The following is a 14,705-nucleotide window of genomic DNA, read 5'->3' on the forward strand; positions in this document are numbered from 1 at the left end:
CCGTCCGCACATTCTCGCGCGTCCTAGGGTGAGGCGCATGCACGGTCGTCGGCAGTGGAGCCTCAGCATCCTGCTGGTCTGCGCCCTCGCCGTTGCGGGCTGCACCCCCTCGGACCCGGCAGCCCCGCTAGCAGCGCCCGACGAGACCCCGTCGGCGATCGACGCCCCGGGTGACGATGAGCTCACGCTGCCCGACGTCCTGCCGACAGGGGATCGACCCCGCCTTCCCTACGTGTCCGGGCGCGACCTGGTCTCGCCCGACGGATCCAGGCTCCGGCTGGCCCTGGCCATTCGGGGCCCGTGGGGCGTCACCTCGATCGTGCGGTTGCGCGACGGCTACCTCGTCACCGACGACCGATACTTCGAGGGCACCCTCGGCATGCAGCGGCTCGATGCGTCCGGTCGGTCACGGGACGCCTGGTCGACGACCGGCCCTGCCAGGCTCGGACCGTCCGGCCAGGTGGCGTGGCTACGCGTGCCTGTCCCCGAGGCCAACCAGACCTGGCCCGCGACGCTCCACGTCGACGGCAGGTCCCAGGAGCTGCGCGGGCACCTCGACCCGCGCATCGTGCACTTCGACGGTGCTCTGGTCGTCTACTCCGCATTGGTGGTGCACAAGGGGCGCGCCCGTTCGCGGACGTTCGAGACAGCCGTCCCGGGAGCACCGCGCCGGGTGCCGCGGCGGACCGAGTTCTTCGTCAGCCCCCGTCTGCGGCACTGGTGGCGCTGGTCCGACGACGGCCTGGAGGTGGGACGCGAGAATGCCGTGCTGGTCAGGCTGGACGACCCGGCGCTGGGCCGTGCCATGGCCGAGCCCGTCTGGGAGGACGAGCGGCACCTCCTGGTCACCGTGGTCCGAGGGCGACGACAGGCGCTGCTGCGGATCGGCGTCGACGGAGACGTCGAGAGGGCCACGCCCTGGTCGCGGGCGACGCCCGCAGGCCACGCCGTGCTCCGACGCATCACTGGAACGAAAGGCCGCTAGGTCCGGCCCATCACTCCACCGTCGGCCCGTCACTCGAGCGTCGGCTCGTGTCCAGCGTCGACCGGGCTCAGCGTCGTACGCGGAGCGTTACCCGCACCGGAGTGCTGACGCCGCGGTCGTTGCGTGCGACGGCGGTGATGACGTAGCGCCCAGCACGCAGTCGTGCCTTGCCCATCCGGGTGGAGATCGTGAGACGAGCCTCGCCCGCGGGCACCGAGCGTGCGAGGCGGGCCACGACCTTCCTCGACCCGCGCCGGCGCAGCACGACGCGCACACTTGCCGCGGAGTCCGTGGTGACGACGAGGCGAGTCCGCCGGGGAGCGCGGCTGGTGCGGATCTTCTTGCGCGTGAGGTCGAGGCCGAGGATCCTGGGCGCGCCCGCGGGAGCCGGTGCGGCGCCGATCGGCGCCGGAGGAACCGGTGCGGGGCCGGGGCCTGTCAGCGGCGGCACGGTGACCGTGACGTCGACGGTGCGTACGGCGACGAGGCCGACCGCGTCGACGACCCGGACGCTTGCGCGGTAGGTCCCGGGCACGGTGTAGGTGTGCTGCGCCGAGGCGCCCGTCGCGGAGGCGCCGTCGCCGAAGTCCCACTCGACGCGGTACGGGAGCCACTCCTCGACCGAGGCGCTGAAGGACAGGGGCTGTCCGACCGGTCCCGTGGGCAGGGTGAGCGACCGGATGACCGGAGCGGTCTCGTCCCATGCGGCAGTCTCGATCACCATGTCGCTGCCGACCAGCTTGGCGGTCGCCAGCACGACGTCGGTGCCGTTGACCCCTAGGCGCATCAGCAGCAAGCCAGAGGCGCCGGGGGAGCTGGAGAGCTCTCGCCAGGCGCCGCCGGGTTCGCGGTGGGTGACCACACGTGTGTAGCTCGGCCCCACGAGGTAGGTCATCACGACGTTCCCGGTGTCCTGGTCGATCACCAGGTCCTGGATCCAGGCGGTGCCGAGGTCCCGCGTGCTCCACGGCTGACCCGGTGCCGCGGTGCTGACCCTGCTGACGCCGTTCGAGGTCCAGGCGAGGGTCGCAAGTCCCACCCTGTCGACCACCAGCTCCGTGTTGGCGTTGCCCGTCCCGAGGAGCGACGGGCTCCACGAGCCCCCCGGTGACCGGTGCCACGTGGACAGGATCTCGGTGTCCTCGGGCACGCGCTGTGACACGGCGGCGGCGACGACGTGGCCCTCGGGACCGACGGCGATGCTCCCGAGGCGCGCCATGTGCTGGGGCGCTATCAGCTGGTCGGGCGCCGTCCACGCCGCCCGGCTGGTAGAGGTGATCGGTCCGGTGCTCGTGTGGAGCGAGGTGCCGGCCCCTGTGACCTGCCGCCACCCCACGGTCACCCGGCCGGCGTCGTCGAGACCGATGACCGGCCAGCGTGCGTCGGCGTCCGAGACCGTGATCTCCGGCCCCCACGCGGCGCCCGCGGGCCGCAGGCGGACCCTGATCGTGCCGCCCTGGCTCCAGGCCACGGCCAGGTCGCCGCGGGTGTTGCTGGCGAGCTCCGGCCAGGAGTCGGAGACCCCCGATCCGTCGCTGAGCGTCCTCGGGGCGAGCGAGCCGTCACCGGAGTCGTCGAGGGTCATCACCTGGGTCACACCGGTGGCGTCCTTGGTCAACCAGGCATGGACGGCGGTCCCGCCCGCGCCCTCGGCCAGCGTGAGGTTCTCCACCGATCCCGGGTATGTGTCCACGCGTCGTGCGGCCGACCAGGTGCCTCCGGCGGGTCGGTCCTTGACCATGAGCGACTGACCGCCGGCAGGTTCCTTCCTGGCCCAGGCCAGGAAGGTGGTGCCCTGACTGCCGAGCAGCACGGCAGGGGCAGTGGCGACGGCGCCGTGGGACGGTTCCGTCGTCCACTCGGCGTGAGCCTGCCCGCTGAGCACCGCAACGGGAGTGGAAGCCAGCGAAGCAGTGACGAGAGCTGCGACGAGGGGGCGCAAATGCATGGGCGACATCTTGGGCCCGACCACCCACCGCCGCGGTGGCGTCTCGCCCTCGTGTCGTGTGGGACGCCCCACATCCGACCGGCCGTGTCTTGAAGCCGCGTCACCAGATGAACCGGAAGTCGCGGCCGCACTCGATGTCGAGGTCGAGGTCCTCCACGGTGTTGAGGTGGTAGATCCGGTGCTGGTCGCACGCGGTCGTGACGAGCTCGTACTTTCGGAGCAGGTTCTGCTCGATGGGGCGCACCCCCAGCTCGGTCCAGGTGTCCGGGCGCACCACCTCGACCACCCAGGTGGGGGGCGTGGTGCCGGTCAGGAGGTCGCGGAGGTCGTCGTACCCCAGGTCCAGGGTGCGCATCGGGAGCGACCACAGGTGGGAGTAGGGCGACGGCAGCCCGCTGGCCCACTGGATGTCGGCGCGGCCGCCGAAGACGGTCAGCGTGTCGCCGGGTCTCGCCGCGTCGGCGATGGCGCGTCCGGTCTCGACCTCGACGGCGGTGCGTCCCGGCTCCCACCACCCCACGAAGCCGACCAGCGACATCACCGAGGTGAGGGCGACGAACCCGACCACGACCTTCGACAGGCGCGGCACCGCGGGCCGCTCCTCGAGGAGGTCACCTGAGAGCGCGCAAGCTGTCGCCAGGCCCAGTGCGGGGACCAGCACGAGGAGGTACGGCAGCCAGTAGCTGCCGCTGAGGATCACGCCCGCACCGTCGACGACGAGCATCACGAGCACCGCCGCGGCCGGGACGGGGAGCCGCCGCAGCAACCCCGGCAGCCGAGCGAGGAACCACGCCGTCGCGAGCGCCATCCCGGTAGCGATGAACACGATGAGCAGGATCCCCATCCGCTCGGTGGCGCCCTCGTTCTCCTGGCGGGCGATGACGGCAGCGGCGTCGGAACGGAACCCGATCACGGTGTAGGACAGGGTCTCCAGCCGCACGCCTGCCCACAGGGCCCAGGTGATCGTGGCCACCACGGGCACCAGCGCCCCTGCCGAGGCGGCGAGTGCCAGTCGTGCGAAGGCGCGGCCGGTGAGGTGCCCGGCCAGGAGCGACCCGATCAGCACCACGCCCCCGAAGGCGAGTCCTCCCACCAGGTTCTGCTTCATCCCCATCGCAGTCACGGCGACCAGTCCGCCGACGAAGGCGGTGGCGCTGCTCCGGGTCCTGGCGGCGCGCAGCGAGAGCCAGCACGCGGCGGCGACGAGCGGGATCCCCAGCAGCTCGCCCTTGGTCGAGATGGCGTCGATCTCGGCGTTGACGACCAGGGCGGCCGTCACCACGGCCGTCCACCCCTCCACGCGGCGTGCGGCCCCCGGACGGGTCAGCCCGGCGTGGCGGGTGATCTCGCGTGCCGCCGCCGCGACCGCGAGGACCAGCAGGCTGCAACCGAGCGCGCCGACCAGTCGGAGGAAGTACGGGCCTCCGACCCAGTCGGCGAGCCGCACGACCGCGATGATCAGCGGGTGCCGGTCGACGAAGTAGTGGCCGTAGACCGACTCGGGCCCGGGGTCCCAGGTCTGGGCGACGAGCAGGAAGCCGGCCTCGTCCGGCCGTAGCGGCCACATCACCGAGGGAAAGCGTCCGAGCGCGGCGAGGCACGCGGCGACCCAGACGAGGCGAGGCATGTCGTCATGGTGGCAGGAGAAGTTTTCGTCGGCGAAACACCACCGTCGACACCGCGCAACAGTGGTGCCGGAGGGTGGGCGCATGTTGTGGAGAGCCCGACTCAACCTGCCGGACCGACCGGGGACCCTCGCGACGCTCGCGCAGGAGTGTGGCGACGCGGGGATCAACATCATGGGGGTGCAGGTCTTCCCGGGCATCGACACGGTGACCGACGAGCTCGTGCTCGAGGTCCCGGAGGGCCTCGGTCAGGTGGAGATCGCCGAGGTCGTCGAACGCTCGGGCGCCACCGCGGTGACGTTGCACCGGTGCACGGAGGCGGCCCTGCTCGACCAGCCCACGCTCTACGTCCAGGCGGCGCGCGCGATCCTGGACCAGCCGTCCCGCTTCCCCGAAGTGGCAGCGCGCCTCTTCGACGGGGAGGCCGACCCGGGGCCGGACGCTCGTCTCGACGTGATGGAGATGACCGTCGGCGACGTCGTGGTGCAGGTGCGGCGCGAGGCGCCGTTCACCGCCTTCGAGCACGCACGCGGCGCGGCCATCGCCGAGCTCGTCAGCGACGTGCTGCAGGGTGCCCCCGCCGCGCACACGGCGTCGAGCGGGCGGCTCGGTGAGGGAGTGAGGCCGTCGTACGTCGTCCGCGGCCTCTCGGTCCTCGCCCTCGTGGACGGCGCGACGGTCGGGCGCGGACTGCTGATGGACTCCCCGGAGCCGGGCGCCCGCCGCCTGGAGCTGGAGGTCGACCCGCAGTGGCGACGACGCGGCGTCGCGTCCCGGCTGCTGGTGGAGGTGGCGCGCGTCGCCCACGACCACGGCGACGACGAGCTCACCCTGGAGACGTCGGCCGAGAACCGGGCGGTCCTGCCCATGGTGCTCGGCTGCGGCCTCCGGTGCCGGATCCGGCTGGTCGGGTCCCGGCTCCACGTCCGGGTGCCGGTGCGTCACCTGGAGCCCTCCCGGCTGTGACCGGCACGGCGGGCCCGTAGAATGTCGTCGTGGACGTCCCCGAGAAGTTTGCCGCGCTGGGCCTCACCTACGACGACGTCCTGCTGCTGCCGGGCGAGTCCGACCTCGCCCCGAGCGACATCGACACCTCCACCCGGCTGACGCGTGAGATCTCGATCAGGATCCCGCTCGTCAGCGCGGCCATGGACACCGTCACCGAGTCGCGCATGGCGATCGCGATGGCTCGCGAGGGTGGCCTCGGCGTGCTCCACCGCAACCTCTCGATCGACGACCAGGCCTACCAGGTCGACCTGGTCAAGCGCACCCAGACGGGGATCATCTCCAACCCCGTCACGATCGGTCCCGACGCGACGCTCGAGGACCTCGACCGCCTGTGCGGGGAGTTCCGGGTCTCCGGCCTTCCCGTCGTCGACTCCGACAACCTCCTGATCGGCATCATCACCAACCGCGACCTGCGCTTCACCCCCGTCGCTGAGTGGGCGACCACCAAGGTCGACGAGATGATGACGCCGATGCCCCTGATCACCGGGCACGCCGGCATCTCGCGCGAGGAGGCGACCGCGCTGCTGCGGGCCCACAAGCGCGAGCGGCTGCCCCTGGTGGACGACACCGGCCACCTCACGGGACTCATCACCGTCAAGGACTTCGTCAAGGGCGAGCAGTTCCCCCACGCCTCCTACGACGCCGACGGGCGCCTGATGGTCGGTGCCGCGATCGGCTACTTCGGTGACGCCTGGGAGCGCGCCACGCGGCTGATCGAGGCGGGTGTGGACGTGCTCGTCGCCGACACCGCCCACGGCCACGTCCACCTCTTGCTCGACATGGTCAAGCGGCTCAAGACCGACCCGGCCACGCGCCACGTCCAGGTCATCGGCGGCAACGTCGGGACCAGGGCGGGCGCGCAGGCGTTCGTCGACGCGGGCGCCGACGCGGTCAAGGTCGGTGTCGGGCCCGGCTCCATCTGCACCACCCGCATCGTCACCGGCGTGGGCGTGCCCCAGGTGACCGCGGTCTACGAGGCATCGCTGGCGTGCAAGCCCGCCGGCGTCCCCGTGATCGCCGACGGCGGCATGAAGCACTCCGGCGAGATCGCCAAGGCCCTCGTCGCTGGCGCCGACGCGGTGATGGTCGGCTCGATGCTCGCCGGCTGCGAGGAGTCGCCCGGCGAGGTGGTCTTCGTCAACGGCAAGCAGTTCAAGTCCTACCGTGGCATGGGTTCGCTGGCCGCGATGAGCAGCCGCGGCAAGAAGTCCTTCTCCAAGGACCGCTACTTCCAGGCCGAGGTCGCCAGCGACGACAAGATCGTCCCCGAGGGCATCGAGGGCCAGGTCGCCTACCGCGGTCCGCTCACCGCGGTCGCCCACCAGCTCGTCGGCGGTCTCCACCAGTCGATGTTCTACGTCGGGGCCCGCACCGTTCCCGAGCTCCAGGAGCGCGGGCAGTTCGTGCGCATCACCAGCGCCTCGCTCAAGGAGAGCCACCCCCACGGCGTCCAGATGACCGTCGAGGCGCCCAACTACTCCGGCATGTGAGGCGCGTCCGCGCGGTCGCCCGAGCTCAGGGCGCGATGCCGGCGCGGGTCGGGCCGTGGTCGCCGGTGAGCGCCGAGGCGGGTCGCAGCACCAGCGTCGCCGCGTGGCGGCGACCCTCGCTCGACATCACGTAGACCCCGGAGTTCGACCGCGTCACCAGGCTCGGCGAGCGGGTCGGGTCGGCTGAGCGCGCAGCGAGCTGCCGCAGCCTCGACGCGGTGCCGGGAAGCGCGGGCCGGACGAGCAGCCGGCCGCCCGGGGTGACCGCCGCCAGGTGGAGCTCGCCGTCCATCTCCTGGACGGCTGGCGAGCTGTACGGCGACCACTCGCCCTCCAGCGCCTCGGGACGCGACCAGCGGTCCCCCGCGAGGGAGCGGACGGCGACCACGCCGTCGTACCCCGTCTGGTGCAGGTGCAGCACGCCGTCGCCGTCGAGCGTGAGGGAGGGGGTGGAGGTGACCGAGGCGCGGGCGCCGCGCAGCGGGCGGAGTCGCGACCAGCCGCTCGGGCGGTCCGTGGCGGTCCGCTGGACATGGAGCCGGCCACGGCGGGTCATCGCGACCAGCCAGGTACGGCCGGACGCGTCCACGCCGGTGACGGGCGCGGCGTGCGTGGCCCAGGTGCCCGCCCGGCCGATGCGACGCGGTCGCGACCAGCGTCCGTCGGCCCTGCGCCGGCTGGTTGCCAGGGTGCCTGCCGCCGTCGTCGCGACGACGGCGGGACGTCCGCGATCCGACAGCGCCAGGGCCGGGCTGGCAGTCGGTGCCGACGATCCGACGCGGCGCAGCGTCCAGCCCCGCCGTCCCGGGGTGGCGACGACCACGTCACCGGTGCGCGTGGTCGCAGCGACCCAGGGGCGCCCGTGCTCGTCGAGCACGAGCGTCGGAGCTGCGAGGGGCGAGAACGACCCACGCGTGCCCACGACACGGGAAGGCCTCCCGGGCCGTGCCACGCGCAGGGTCCCGGAGTCCTCGACCCGAGCGGTCCACGCGTGGCCGCTCGCGAATCGGGCCTCGACCAACGGACGGTCGGAGCCGATGAGCGGGGAGGGCTCGACGTCTCGCAGGTGCAGGTAGCGGAACGTGTCGACGGGCACCGTGCGGGTGCCGTAGCCGCCCCGGACGGCGTGGTTGTACTCCTCGACCGTGACGGTGCCCGGCCCGATTCCGACGACCCAGGCGACGTGCCCGACCCGGCCGGCGTCCGTCTGGGCCACCGCGCCGATCGCGGGCACCCCGTCGACCCGGTGACCCAGCGCGCGGGCGGTGTCGTCCCAGTTGTGGGCGTCGCCCCAGTGCACGTCCTTGCCGCTGTCGTCGTTGGTGCCTGGCCGGTTCTCGAACGCCATCCCGTTGGTGCGGTTGAGCCGCCAGGCCACGAAGCTCGTGCAGTTGCGCAGTGCGAAGCCCCACTGGTCACCCATCGAGCCGTCGACGAACCACACCCCGCGCGCGCAGGTGGGCCGTGGGCCGCGGGGGTCGTACAGGTGGCCGCTGACCGGGTCGAGGACCGGCGGGGGCGGTGGTGGCGGCGGAGGCGGGGGAGTGGTCGGCGCCGTCGCGCCGGGGCCACCGGCCGCGCCTGCGGGAGCGCCCGGGGTGGGCGTCGGAGCCGGCGTCGGGGTCGGGGCGGGCTCCGGCTCGATCGGTTCCTGCGGAAGGATCGGGCACTGGCCCTGCCAGGCCCAGGGGTAGTCGTCTGCGGCCCGCGCCGACGGCGCGGCGACGCCCCAGGCACCCGTCGTGAAGACGATGCCCAGGAGCGCCGCGACCAGTCGTCGCGGGCCGCGACCCCTGCCTCTCACTCCCACTCGCACACGGTATGAGGCGTCCGGAGAGCCCGAGGCGTTTTGCCTGAATCGGGGTCACCGTCCCCGGCGGCCCGGGCGTGAAAGACTGCCCTCGTGACCGAGATCGAGATCGGCCGTGCCAAGCGCGGCCGCCGTGCCTACTCCTTCGACGACATCGCGGTCGTCCCCTCGCGGCGCACGCGCGACCCCGAGGAGGTCAGCACCGCCTGGCAGATCGACGCCTACCGCTTCGACATCCCGGTCCTCGCGGCGCCGATGGACTCGGTGATGTCACCCTCGACCGCGATCGCCCTGGGCCAGATGGGCGGCCTCGGCGTGCTCAACCTCGAGGGACTGTGGACGCGGTACGACGACCCCAGCGGGCTGCTGGAGGAGGTCGCCGGGCTGCGTGGCTCGGACGCCACCCGGCGGATGCAGGAGATCTACGCCGAGCCCATCAAGCCCGAGCTCGTCACCTCGCGGCTCAAGGAGATGCGTGCCGCCGGGGTGACCGTGGCGGGCTCGTTGTCGCCGCAGCGCACCAAGGAGCTCGCGAAGGCCGTGGTCGACGGCGGGGTCGACATGTTCGTCATCCGGGGCACCACCGTGAGCGCGGAGCACGTGAGCAGCCAGACCGAGCCGCTGAACCTCAAGGAGTTCATCTACGAGCTCGACGTCCCGGTGATCGTCGGCGGGTGCGCCACCTACCAGGCGGCCCTCCACCTGATGCGCACCGGCGCGGCCGGCGTCCTCGTCGGCTTCGGCGGCGGAGCGGCCCACACGACCCGCACGGTCCTGGGGATCGCGGTGCCCATGGCCAGTGCCGTCGCCGACGTCGCAGCCGCGCGTCGTGACTACCTCGACGAGTCCGGTGGTCGCTACGTGCACGTCATCGCCGACGGGTCGATCGGGCTCAGCGGAGACCTCCCCAAGGCCATCGCCTGCGGCGCCGACGCGGTGATGGTCGGCTCGCCGCTCGCTCGGGCGACCGAGGCACCGGGTCGCGGGTTCCACTGGGGCGGCGAGGCCCACCACGCCACCCTGCCCCGCGGCCAGCGCGTCGAGTTCGAGCCGGTCGGCACCCTGGAGGAGATCATGTTCGGCCCCTCGCGCGTCGCCGACGGCACGATGAACCTCATCGGCGCGCTCCGACGGGCGATGGCCACTACGGGCTACACCGAGCTCAAGGAGTTCCAGCGCATCGAGGTCGTCGTCGGCAGCTGATCACTCTGCCGTGGCGCCCGCGAGCGGCAGCGACCGCGCACTGACGAACCTCCTCGGGAGGCCGTCGACGGGGTCGGTGAACGCCAGCTCGCTCGCGAGCAGCTGGAGCGGTCGGGAGAAGTCGTCGACGGAGGTCTCCCGGACGACCGGGTAGAGCGGGTCCCCCTCGATCGGGATGCCCAGGCCGAGGAGGTGCAGGCGGAGCTGGTGGGTGCGGCCCGTGCGAGGAGTCAGGCGGTAGACCGCGAGGTCGTCGCCCACCCGCGAGTGGAGCTCGACCAGCGTCTCGGCGTTGACCGGGGCGCCCGGCACCACCTCGGCCTGAAACTCGCCGCGGGTCTTGCGGACGTGGTTGCGCACCGTCGCCGGCAGCTCCAGGTCCTCGTGCCAAGGGGCGAGCGCGAGGTAGCCCTTCTCGACCTTCCGGTGCTCGAAGAGGGTCTGGTAGGGCCCGCGCCACCGGCGCTCGGTGGCCAGCATGAGCACGCCCGAGGTCACGCGGTCGAGCCGGTGCAGCGACGAGAGCTCGGGCAGTCCCAGCTCGCGCCGCATCCGCGCGACGACGCTCTGCAGGACGTGCTGTCCCCGCGGGATGGTCGAGAGGAAGGGCGGCTTGTCGACGACGACGAGGCGCTCGTCCCGGTGGAGGACAGTCACCTCGCCCGGCACCTCGACCTCGTCGCGCAGGTCGCGGTGGAACCACACGAAGGTGTGGGGGCGGTAGCCGTCGTCGGGCAGCACCGGGTGCCCGTCGCCGTACACGAACCGGCCCGCGGCCAGCATCTGCTCCACCTCGACGGGGTGGGGCAGCCGGTCGCACAGCCAGGCCGCCATCGACGGCCACGGGTCCGGTCGCCCCGGGTCCCGGTCGGGCGTGCGCACCCACGCCGCGTCGAGCCCGTGGCGTCGGGGCAGGGGCGATCGCGGAGGCACCAGAGGATGCTAGGCGGAGGAGCGCGCTCAGGTCCCGCCGCTGGCGGCGTACCGGTCCAGCGCTCCCCGCCACACGCGGGGCAGCAGCCTAGGGATGGGGCCGTTGTAGAGCAGGAAGATCAGGGCACGCTGTCCACGCTGGCCGCCAGTGGCGTCCCACTCGGCGTGCACCCGGCTGCCGCCGCTCTCGAGCGGCTCGACCCTGATGACGCCGCTGCCGCCGCCGCCGTAGCTGCTCTCGACCACGTCCCAGCGCACCTCCCCGGGCTGGGACCAGTCGTAGTGGCAGACCACCCAGAAGGGCGACCCGGGGCTTGCCTCTCGCACGATCGCCCAGGTGTCACCGTGCTCGCGCAGCTCGTAGCGCCGGGGGTCCAGGGTGCGGCTCCAGGTCTGCAGTCGGCGCTCGGAGAAGTCCGTGAAGGCGCGCAGCGCCTGGTCCGGTGAAGCGACGGTCTCCAGCGTGAACCGCATCGACCCATGCCAGCACACGCGGGCGCGGGCCACCAGACGGTCCAGACCAGCCAAGGAGTCAGGGCGTGGCCAGCACTGAGAGAGTGGGTGCATGACCACGCCGATCGCACTCAACCCCGACTCGCGTGCCGCGGCCCTCTCTCACATGCAGACCCACGGCCTCGACGTGCTCGTCGTCGGCGGCGGGATCGTCGGGGTCGGTGCCGCGCTGGACGCCGTGACTCGGGGGCTGTCGGTCGGACTGCTGGAGCAGCGCGACCTCGCGTCCGGCACGTCGAGCCGCAGCAGCAAGCTCGTGCACGGCGGCCTGCGCTACCTCGAGATGCTCGACTTCGCGCTCGTCAAGGAGGCGCTCGAGGAGCGTGGCCTGCTGCTCACCCGGCTGGCACCCCACCTGGTTCGACCGGTGCCGTTCCTCTACCCGCTCCACCACGCCTGGGAGCGGCCCTACGTCGGCGCCGGTGTCGCGCTCTACGACGCCATGGCCATGACCGGCAAGTACGACATGGGCGTGCCGAAGCACAAGCACCTCTTCCGCAAGCAGCTGGCCCGCATCGCCCCGGACATCCGCACCGACGACCTTCACGGCGCGATCCGCTACTACGACTGCCAGGTCGACGACGCCAGGCTGGTGATGACGATCGCGCGCACGGCTGCCGACAACGGCGCCCACGTCGCGACGCGGACCAAGGTCACCGGCTTCCTGCGCGAGGGCGACCGCGTCGTCGGAGTCACCGCGCGCGACCTCGAGAACGAGGTCGACCTCGAGGTGCGGGCGCGGGTCGTCATCAACGCGGCGGGCGTGTGGACCGACCAGGTCCAGGAGCTCATCGGCGGAGAGGCGCAGCTCGACGTCGCCGCGAGCAAGGGCATCCACATCGTCGTGCCCCGCGACCGGATCCGCTCCGAGGCGGGCTTCATCACCAAGACCGAGAAGTCGGTGCTGTTCGTGATCCCGTGGGGCGCGTTCTGGATCATCGGGACCACCGACACCCCCTGGGACCTCGACCTCGCCCACCCGGCGGCGAGCCGGGCCGACCTCGACTACCTCCTCGGCCACCTCAACACGCTGCTGCGCGACCCCCTCGACCACGACGACGTGGTGGGTGTCTACGCCGGCCTGCGACCGCTGCTCAAGCCGGTCGTGCGCAAGGGGGAGCAGGGAGAGACCACCAAGCTCTCCCGCGAGCACACCGTCGCCAACCCCGTGCCGGGGCTGGTCCTGGTCGCCGGCGGGAAGCTCACCACCTACCGCGTGATGGCCAAGGACGCCGTTGACCACGCCACCCGCGACCTCGGTGCGGTCCCCGCCTCGATCACCGAGCGGGTGCCGCTGGTCGGCGCCTGGGGGCACGAGTCGCGCACCAACCAGCGGGTGGCGCTGAGCCGCTCGTCGGGGCTCCGGATCGGTCTTGTCGACCACCTCCTCGGCAGGTACGGCGGCCTGGTCGACGAGGTGCTGTCCCTCGTCGCCGAGCGTCCCGAGCTCGGCCGACCCCTGGAGGGCGCGCCGTTCTACCTCGCAGCCGAGGTGGTCTACGCGGTCACCCACGAAGGGGCGCGCCATCTCGACGACGTCCTGACGCGTCGTACCCGAATCTCGATCGAGACCTTCGACCGCGGGATCGCCTCGGCACGCCCTGCTGCCGTGCTGATGGCGACGGAGCTGGGCTGGGACGAGGCGCGGCTCGACGACGAGGTCGACCACTACCTGCGACGTGTCGAGGCCGAGCGACAGAGCCAGCTCATGCTCACCGACCACGAGGCCGACGAGGCCCGGGTCAAGGCGCCCGACATCGTCTGACGTCGCTCACGCGACGCCGAACGTCTCCCGCAGGTGGGACGACTGGCCGCGCTCCTCCAGGGCAGCGGCGACCTTGCCCACCGGTCGGGCGCCCGGCCAGACGTGGAGGAACATCAGGGCCAGCGAGACGATCGCGCCGAACAGGTAGGTGACGTAGCCACCCTCGGAAACGATGAACGCGGCGGCGATCGAGGCGATCGCGATGAACTCGCTCAGGGCGAACCGCAGGATCATGCCGGTCTGCCAGACCTCGCGCGCCTTCCGCGCGGCATCGTCCTCGGGGAGCGAGGGGTCCAGCGGGTCTGCGCGGTAGCCGACGGCCTCCAGGACGACGTGCACGGCGACGGCGGCGGCGACCTGGACGAGCGGGACCAGGAGCGAGGGTGCGGCCAGGCCGTCGTCCTGGGTGCCCAGCACGAAGAACAGCGCGATGCCGATGAACACCAGGGCGCCCATCAGCGTCGCGGCGAGCATGCGGGTGGACAGTGCGAACTGGGTGGCAGTGCCCGAGACGTCGGAAGTCATGGGCACGACCCTAGGGGTGAGCGACGACGGTGCGGTGGGAGGCTTGCGCCATGACCGATCCGGACTTCGAGGGTGACCTGGGCCTGACTGTCGACGGCCCTGTCGCGACCCTGTGGCTCAACCGACCCGCCAAGCGCAACGCCGTCACCCAGGAGATGTGGGGAGGCATCGCCGACCAGGTGCACTCGGTCCCCGAGGACGTGCGGGTGCTGGTCCTGCGCGGGGTGGGCGACCACTTCTGCGCCGGCGCCGACATCGACGGGCTCGGCGAGGTCTCGATGGCCGACTACCACGCGATCAACCAGCGCGCCGACGACGCGCTGGCCGGCTTCCACGGCCCCACGCTCGCCTACATCACCGGCTCCTGCGTCGGGGGCGGCGCGCAGCTGGCGCTGGCCTGCGACCTGCGCATCGCCGACGACACCGCGCGCTTCGGCATCACACCCGCCAGGCTCGGCATCCTCTACCCGGCGTTCGCCGTCGAGCGCGCGGTGCGCGTGATAGGCCCCTCCGCGACCAAGCACCTGCTCTACACCGCCGAGATCGTCGACGCGGAGCGGGCGCTGCGGGTCGGGCTCATCGACGAGCTGCTGCCCTCGGATGAGGCTCCTGCCCGGCTCGAGGAGCTCACCGCGACCCTCGTGGCCCGCTCGCTGCTGACCCAGGTCGGCAGCAAGGCGATGGTCGACGCCTGCGTGGAGGGGGAGTCGATCCCCGCCGACCTGACGGGGAGCTGGCTCGACGAGCTCGACGCCGGTCCCGACTTCCCCGAGGGTCGTGCCGCCTTCGCCGAGAAGCGCGCCCCGCGGTTCTCGTGGCGGCCCGGCACCCACTGAGGCCGCACTCGCTGGGTGGTCCGCGCGTTTTACAAACAGAATCTCTGTGTCAAATGCCGGGCAT

The 14,705-nt window shown here is 72.3% G+C and carries 12 protein-coding genes; 6 read left to right on the plus strand and 6 right to left on the minus strand.

Going from position 1 to position 14,705, the window contains the following annotated elements; all coding sequences use genetic code 11:
• Positions 1–37: 37 nt before the first annotated feature.
• Complete coding sequence (locus EXE58_RS12205; RefSeq protein WP_135268144.1) at positions 38–985, plus strand: hypothetical protein; 948 nt, start codon at positions 38–40, stop codon at positions 983–985.
• Positions 986–1,052: 67 nt separating this feature from the next.
• Here EXE58_RS12205 and EXE58_RS12210 read toward each other — a convergent pair whose 3' ends face one another.
• The gene (locus EXE58_RS12210; RefSeq protein WP_208543993.1) at positions 1,053–2,933 is read right to left on the minus strand and encodes a PKD domain-containing protein; all 1,881 of its coding nucleotides are present in this window, start codon (positions 2,931–2,933) and stop codon (positions 1,053–1,055) included.
• A 100-nt stretch (positions 2,934–3,033) separates the two neighbouring features.
• Positions 3,034–4,560, minus strand: coding sequence for a hypothetical protein (locus EXE58_RS12215; RefSeq protein WP_135268145.1), 1,527 nt, complete (start codon positions 4,558–4,560; stop codon positions 3,034–3,036).
• An 82-nt stretch (positions 4,561–4,642) separates the two neighbouring features.
• Here EXE58_RS12215 and EXE58_RS12220 point away from each other — a divergent pair, with 82 nt between their 5' ends.
• Positions 4,643–5,524 (plus strand): GNAT family N-acetyltransferase, encoded by an 882-nt coding sequence (locus tag EXE58_RS12220; protein ID WP_135268146.1) that lies wholly within the window; start codon positions 4,643–4,645, stop codon positions 5,522–5,524.
• Between the two features lie 29 nt (positions 5,525–5,553).
• Positions 5,554–7,056 carry an IMP dehydrogenase gene (gene guaB / locus EXE58_RS12225; RefSeq protein WP_135268147.1) on the plus strand — a complete coding sequence of 501 codons (1,503 nt, stop codon included), beginning with the start codon at positions 5,554–5,556 and terminating at the stop codon, positions 7,054–7,056.
• Positions 7,057–7,081: 25 nt separating this feature from the next.
• On the opposite strand, the gene EXE58_RS12230 is transcribed toward guaB, so the two are convergent.
• On the minus strand, positions 7,082–8,866 hold the full coding sequence (locus EXE58_RS12230) for a CHAP domain-containing protein (RefSeq protein WP_135268148.1): 1,785 nt from the start codon (positions 8,864–8,866) through the stop codon (positions 7,082–7,084).
• A 93-nt stretch (positions 8,867–8,959) separates the two neighbouring features.
• Between EXE58_RS12230 and EXE58_RS12235 the strand changes: the two genes are divergently transcribed.
• A complete protein-coding gene (locus tag EXE58_RS12235; protein ID WP_135268149.1) occupies positions 8,960–10,069 on the plus strand; it encodes a GuaB3 family IMP dehydrogenase-related protein in 1,110 nt (369 codons plus the stop codon).
• On the opposite strand, the gene EXE58_RS12240 is transcribed toward EXE58_RS12235, so the two are convergent.
• Complete coding sequence (locus EXE58_RS12240; protein ID WP_135269563.1) at positions 10,070–10,903, minus strand: pseudouridine synthase; 834 nt, start codon at positions 10,901–10,903, stop codon at positions 10,070–10,072.
• Positions 10,904–11,029: 126 nt separating this feature from the next.
• Positions 11,030–11,476 carry an SRPBCC family protein gene (locus tag EXE58_RS12245; protein ID WP_167288859.1) on the minus strand — a complete coding sequence of 149 codons (447 nt, stop codon included), beginning with the start codon at positions 11,474–11,476 and terminating at the stop codon, positions 11,030–11,032.
• Between the two features lie 91 nt (positions 11,477–11,567).
• Here EXE58_RS12245 and EXE58_RS12250 point away from each other — a divergent pair, with 91 nt between their 5' ends.
• Complete coding sequence (locus EXE58_RS12250) at positions 11,568–13,280, plus strand: glycerol-3-phosphate dehydrogenase/oxidase (RefSeq protein WP_135268151.1); 1,713 nt, start codon at positions 11,568–11,570, stop codon at positions 13,278–13,280.
• Positions 13,281–13,286: 6 nt separating this feature from the next.
• On the opposite strand, the gene EXE58_RS12255 is transcribed toward EXE58_RS12250, so the two are convergent.
• Entirely contained in the window at positions 13,287–13,805 is a 519-nt protein-coding gene (locus EXE58_RS12255; protein WP_135268152.1) for a hypothetical protein, read from the minus strand.
• Between the two features lie 50 nt (positions 13,806–13,855).
• Here EXE58_RS12255 and EXE58_RS12260 point away from each other — a divergent pair, with 50 nt between their 5' ends.
• Positions 13,856–14,641: an enoyl-CoA hydratase/isomerase family protein gene (locus EXE58_RS12260; RefSeq protein WP_135268153.1), complete on the plus strand. Its 786-nt coding sequence runs from the start codon at positions 13,856–13,858 to the stop codon at positions 14,639–14,641.
• Positions 14,642–14,705 lie beyond the last annotated feature (64 nt).

It is taken from the genome of Nocardioides seonyuensis (genome assembly GCF_004683965.1).
Lineage (GTDB): Bacteria > Actinomycetota > Actinomycetes > Propionibacteriales > Nocardioidaceae > Nocardioides > Nocardioides seonyuensis.

Bases quoted from the DNA above. Each gene is read 5' to 3' on its own strand.
- EXE58_RS12210 (WP_208543993.1), bottom strand. From the start codon at position 2,933: ATGCATTTGCGCCCCCTCGTCGCAGCTCTCGTCACTGCTTCGCTGGCT.
- EXE58_RS12205 (WP_135268144.1), top strand. From the start codon at position 38: ATGCACGGTCGTCGGCAGTGGAGCCTCAGCATCCTGCTGGTCTGCGCC.
- EXE58_RS12220 (WP_135268146.1), top strand. From the start codon at position 4,643: ATGTTGTGGAGAGCCCGACTCAACCTGCCGGACCGACCGGGGACCCTC.
- EXE58_RS12250 (WP_135268151.1), top strand. From the start codon at position 11,568: ATGACCACGCCGATCGCACTCAACCCCGACTCGCGTGCCGCGGCCCTC.
- EXE58_RS12215 (WP_135268145.1), bottom strand. From the start codon at position 4,560: ATGCCTCGCCTCGTCTGGGTCGCCGCGTGCCTCGCCGCGCTCGGACGC.
- EXE58_RS12245 (WP_167288859.1), bottom strand. From the start codon at position 11,476: ATGCGGTTCACGCTGGAGACCGTCGCTTCACCGGACCAGGCGCTGCGC.
- EXE58_RS12260 (WP_135268153.1), top strand. From the start codon at position 13,856: ATGACCGATCCGGACTTCGAGGGTGACCTGGGCCTGACTGTCGACGGC.
- EXE58_RS12255 (WP_135268152.1), bottom strand. From the start codon at position 13,805: ATGACTTCCGACGTCTCGGGCACTGCCACCCAGTTCGCACTGTCCACC.
- EXE58_RS12240 (WP_135269563.1), bottom strand. From the start codon at position 10,903: ATGGCGGCCTGGCTGTGCGACCGGCTGCCCCACCCCGTCGAGGTGGAG.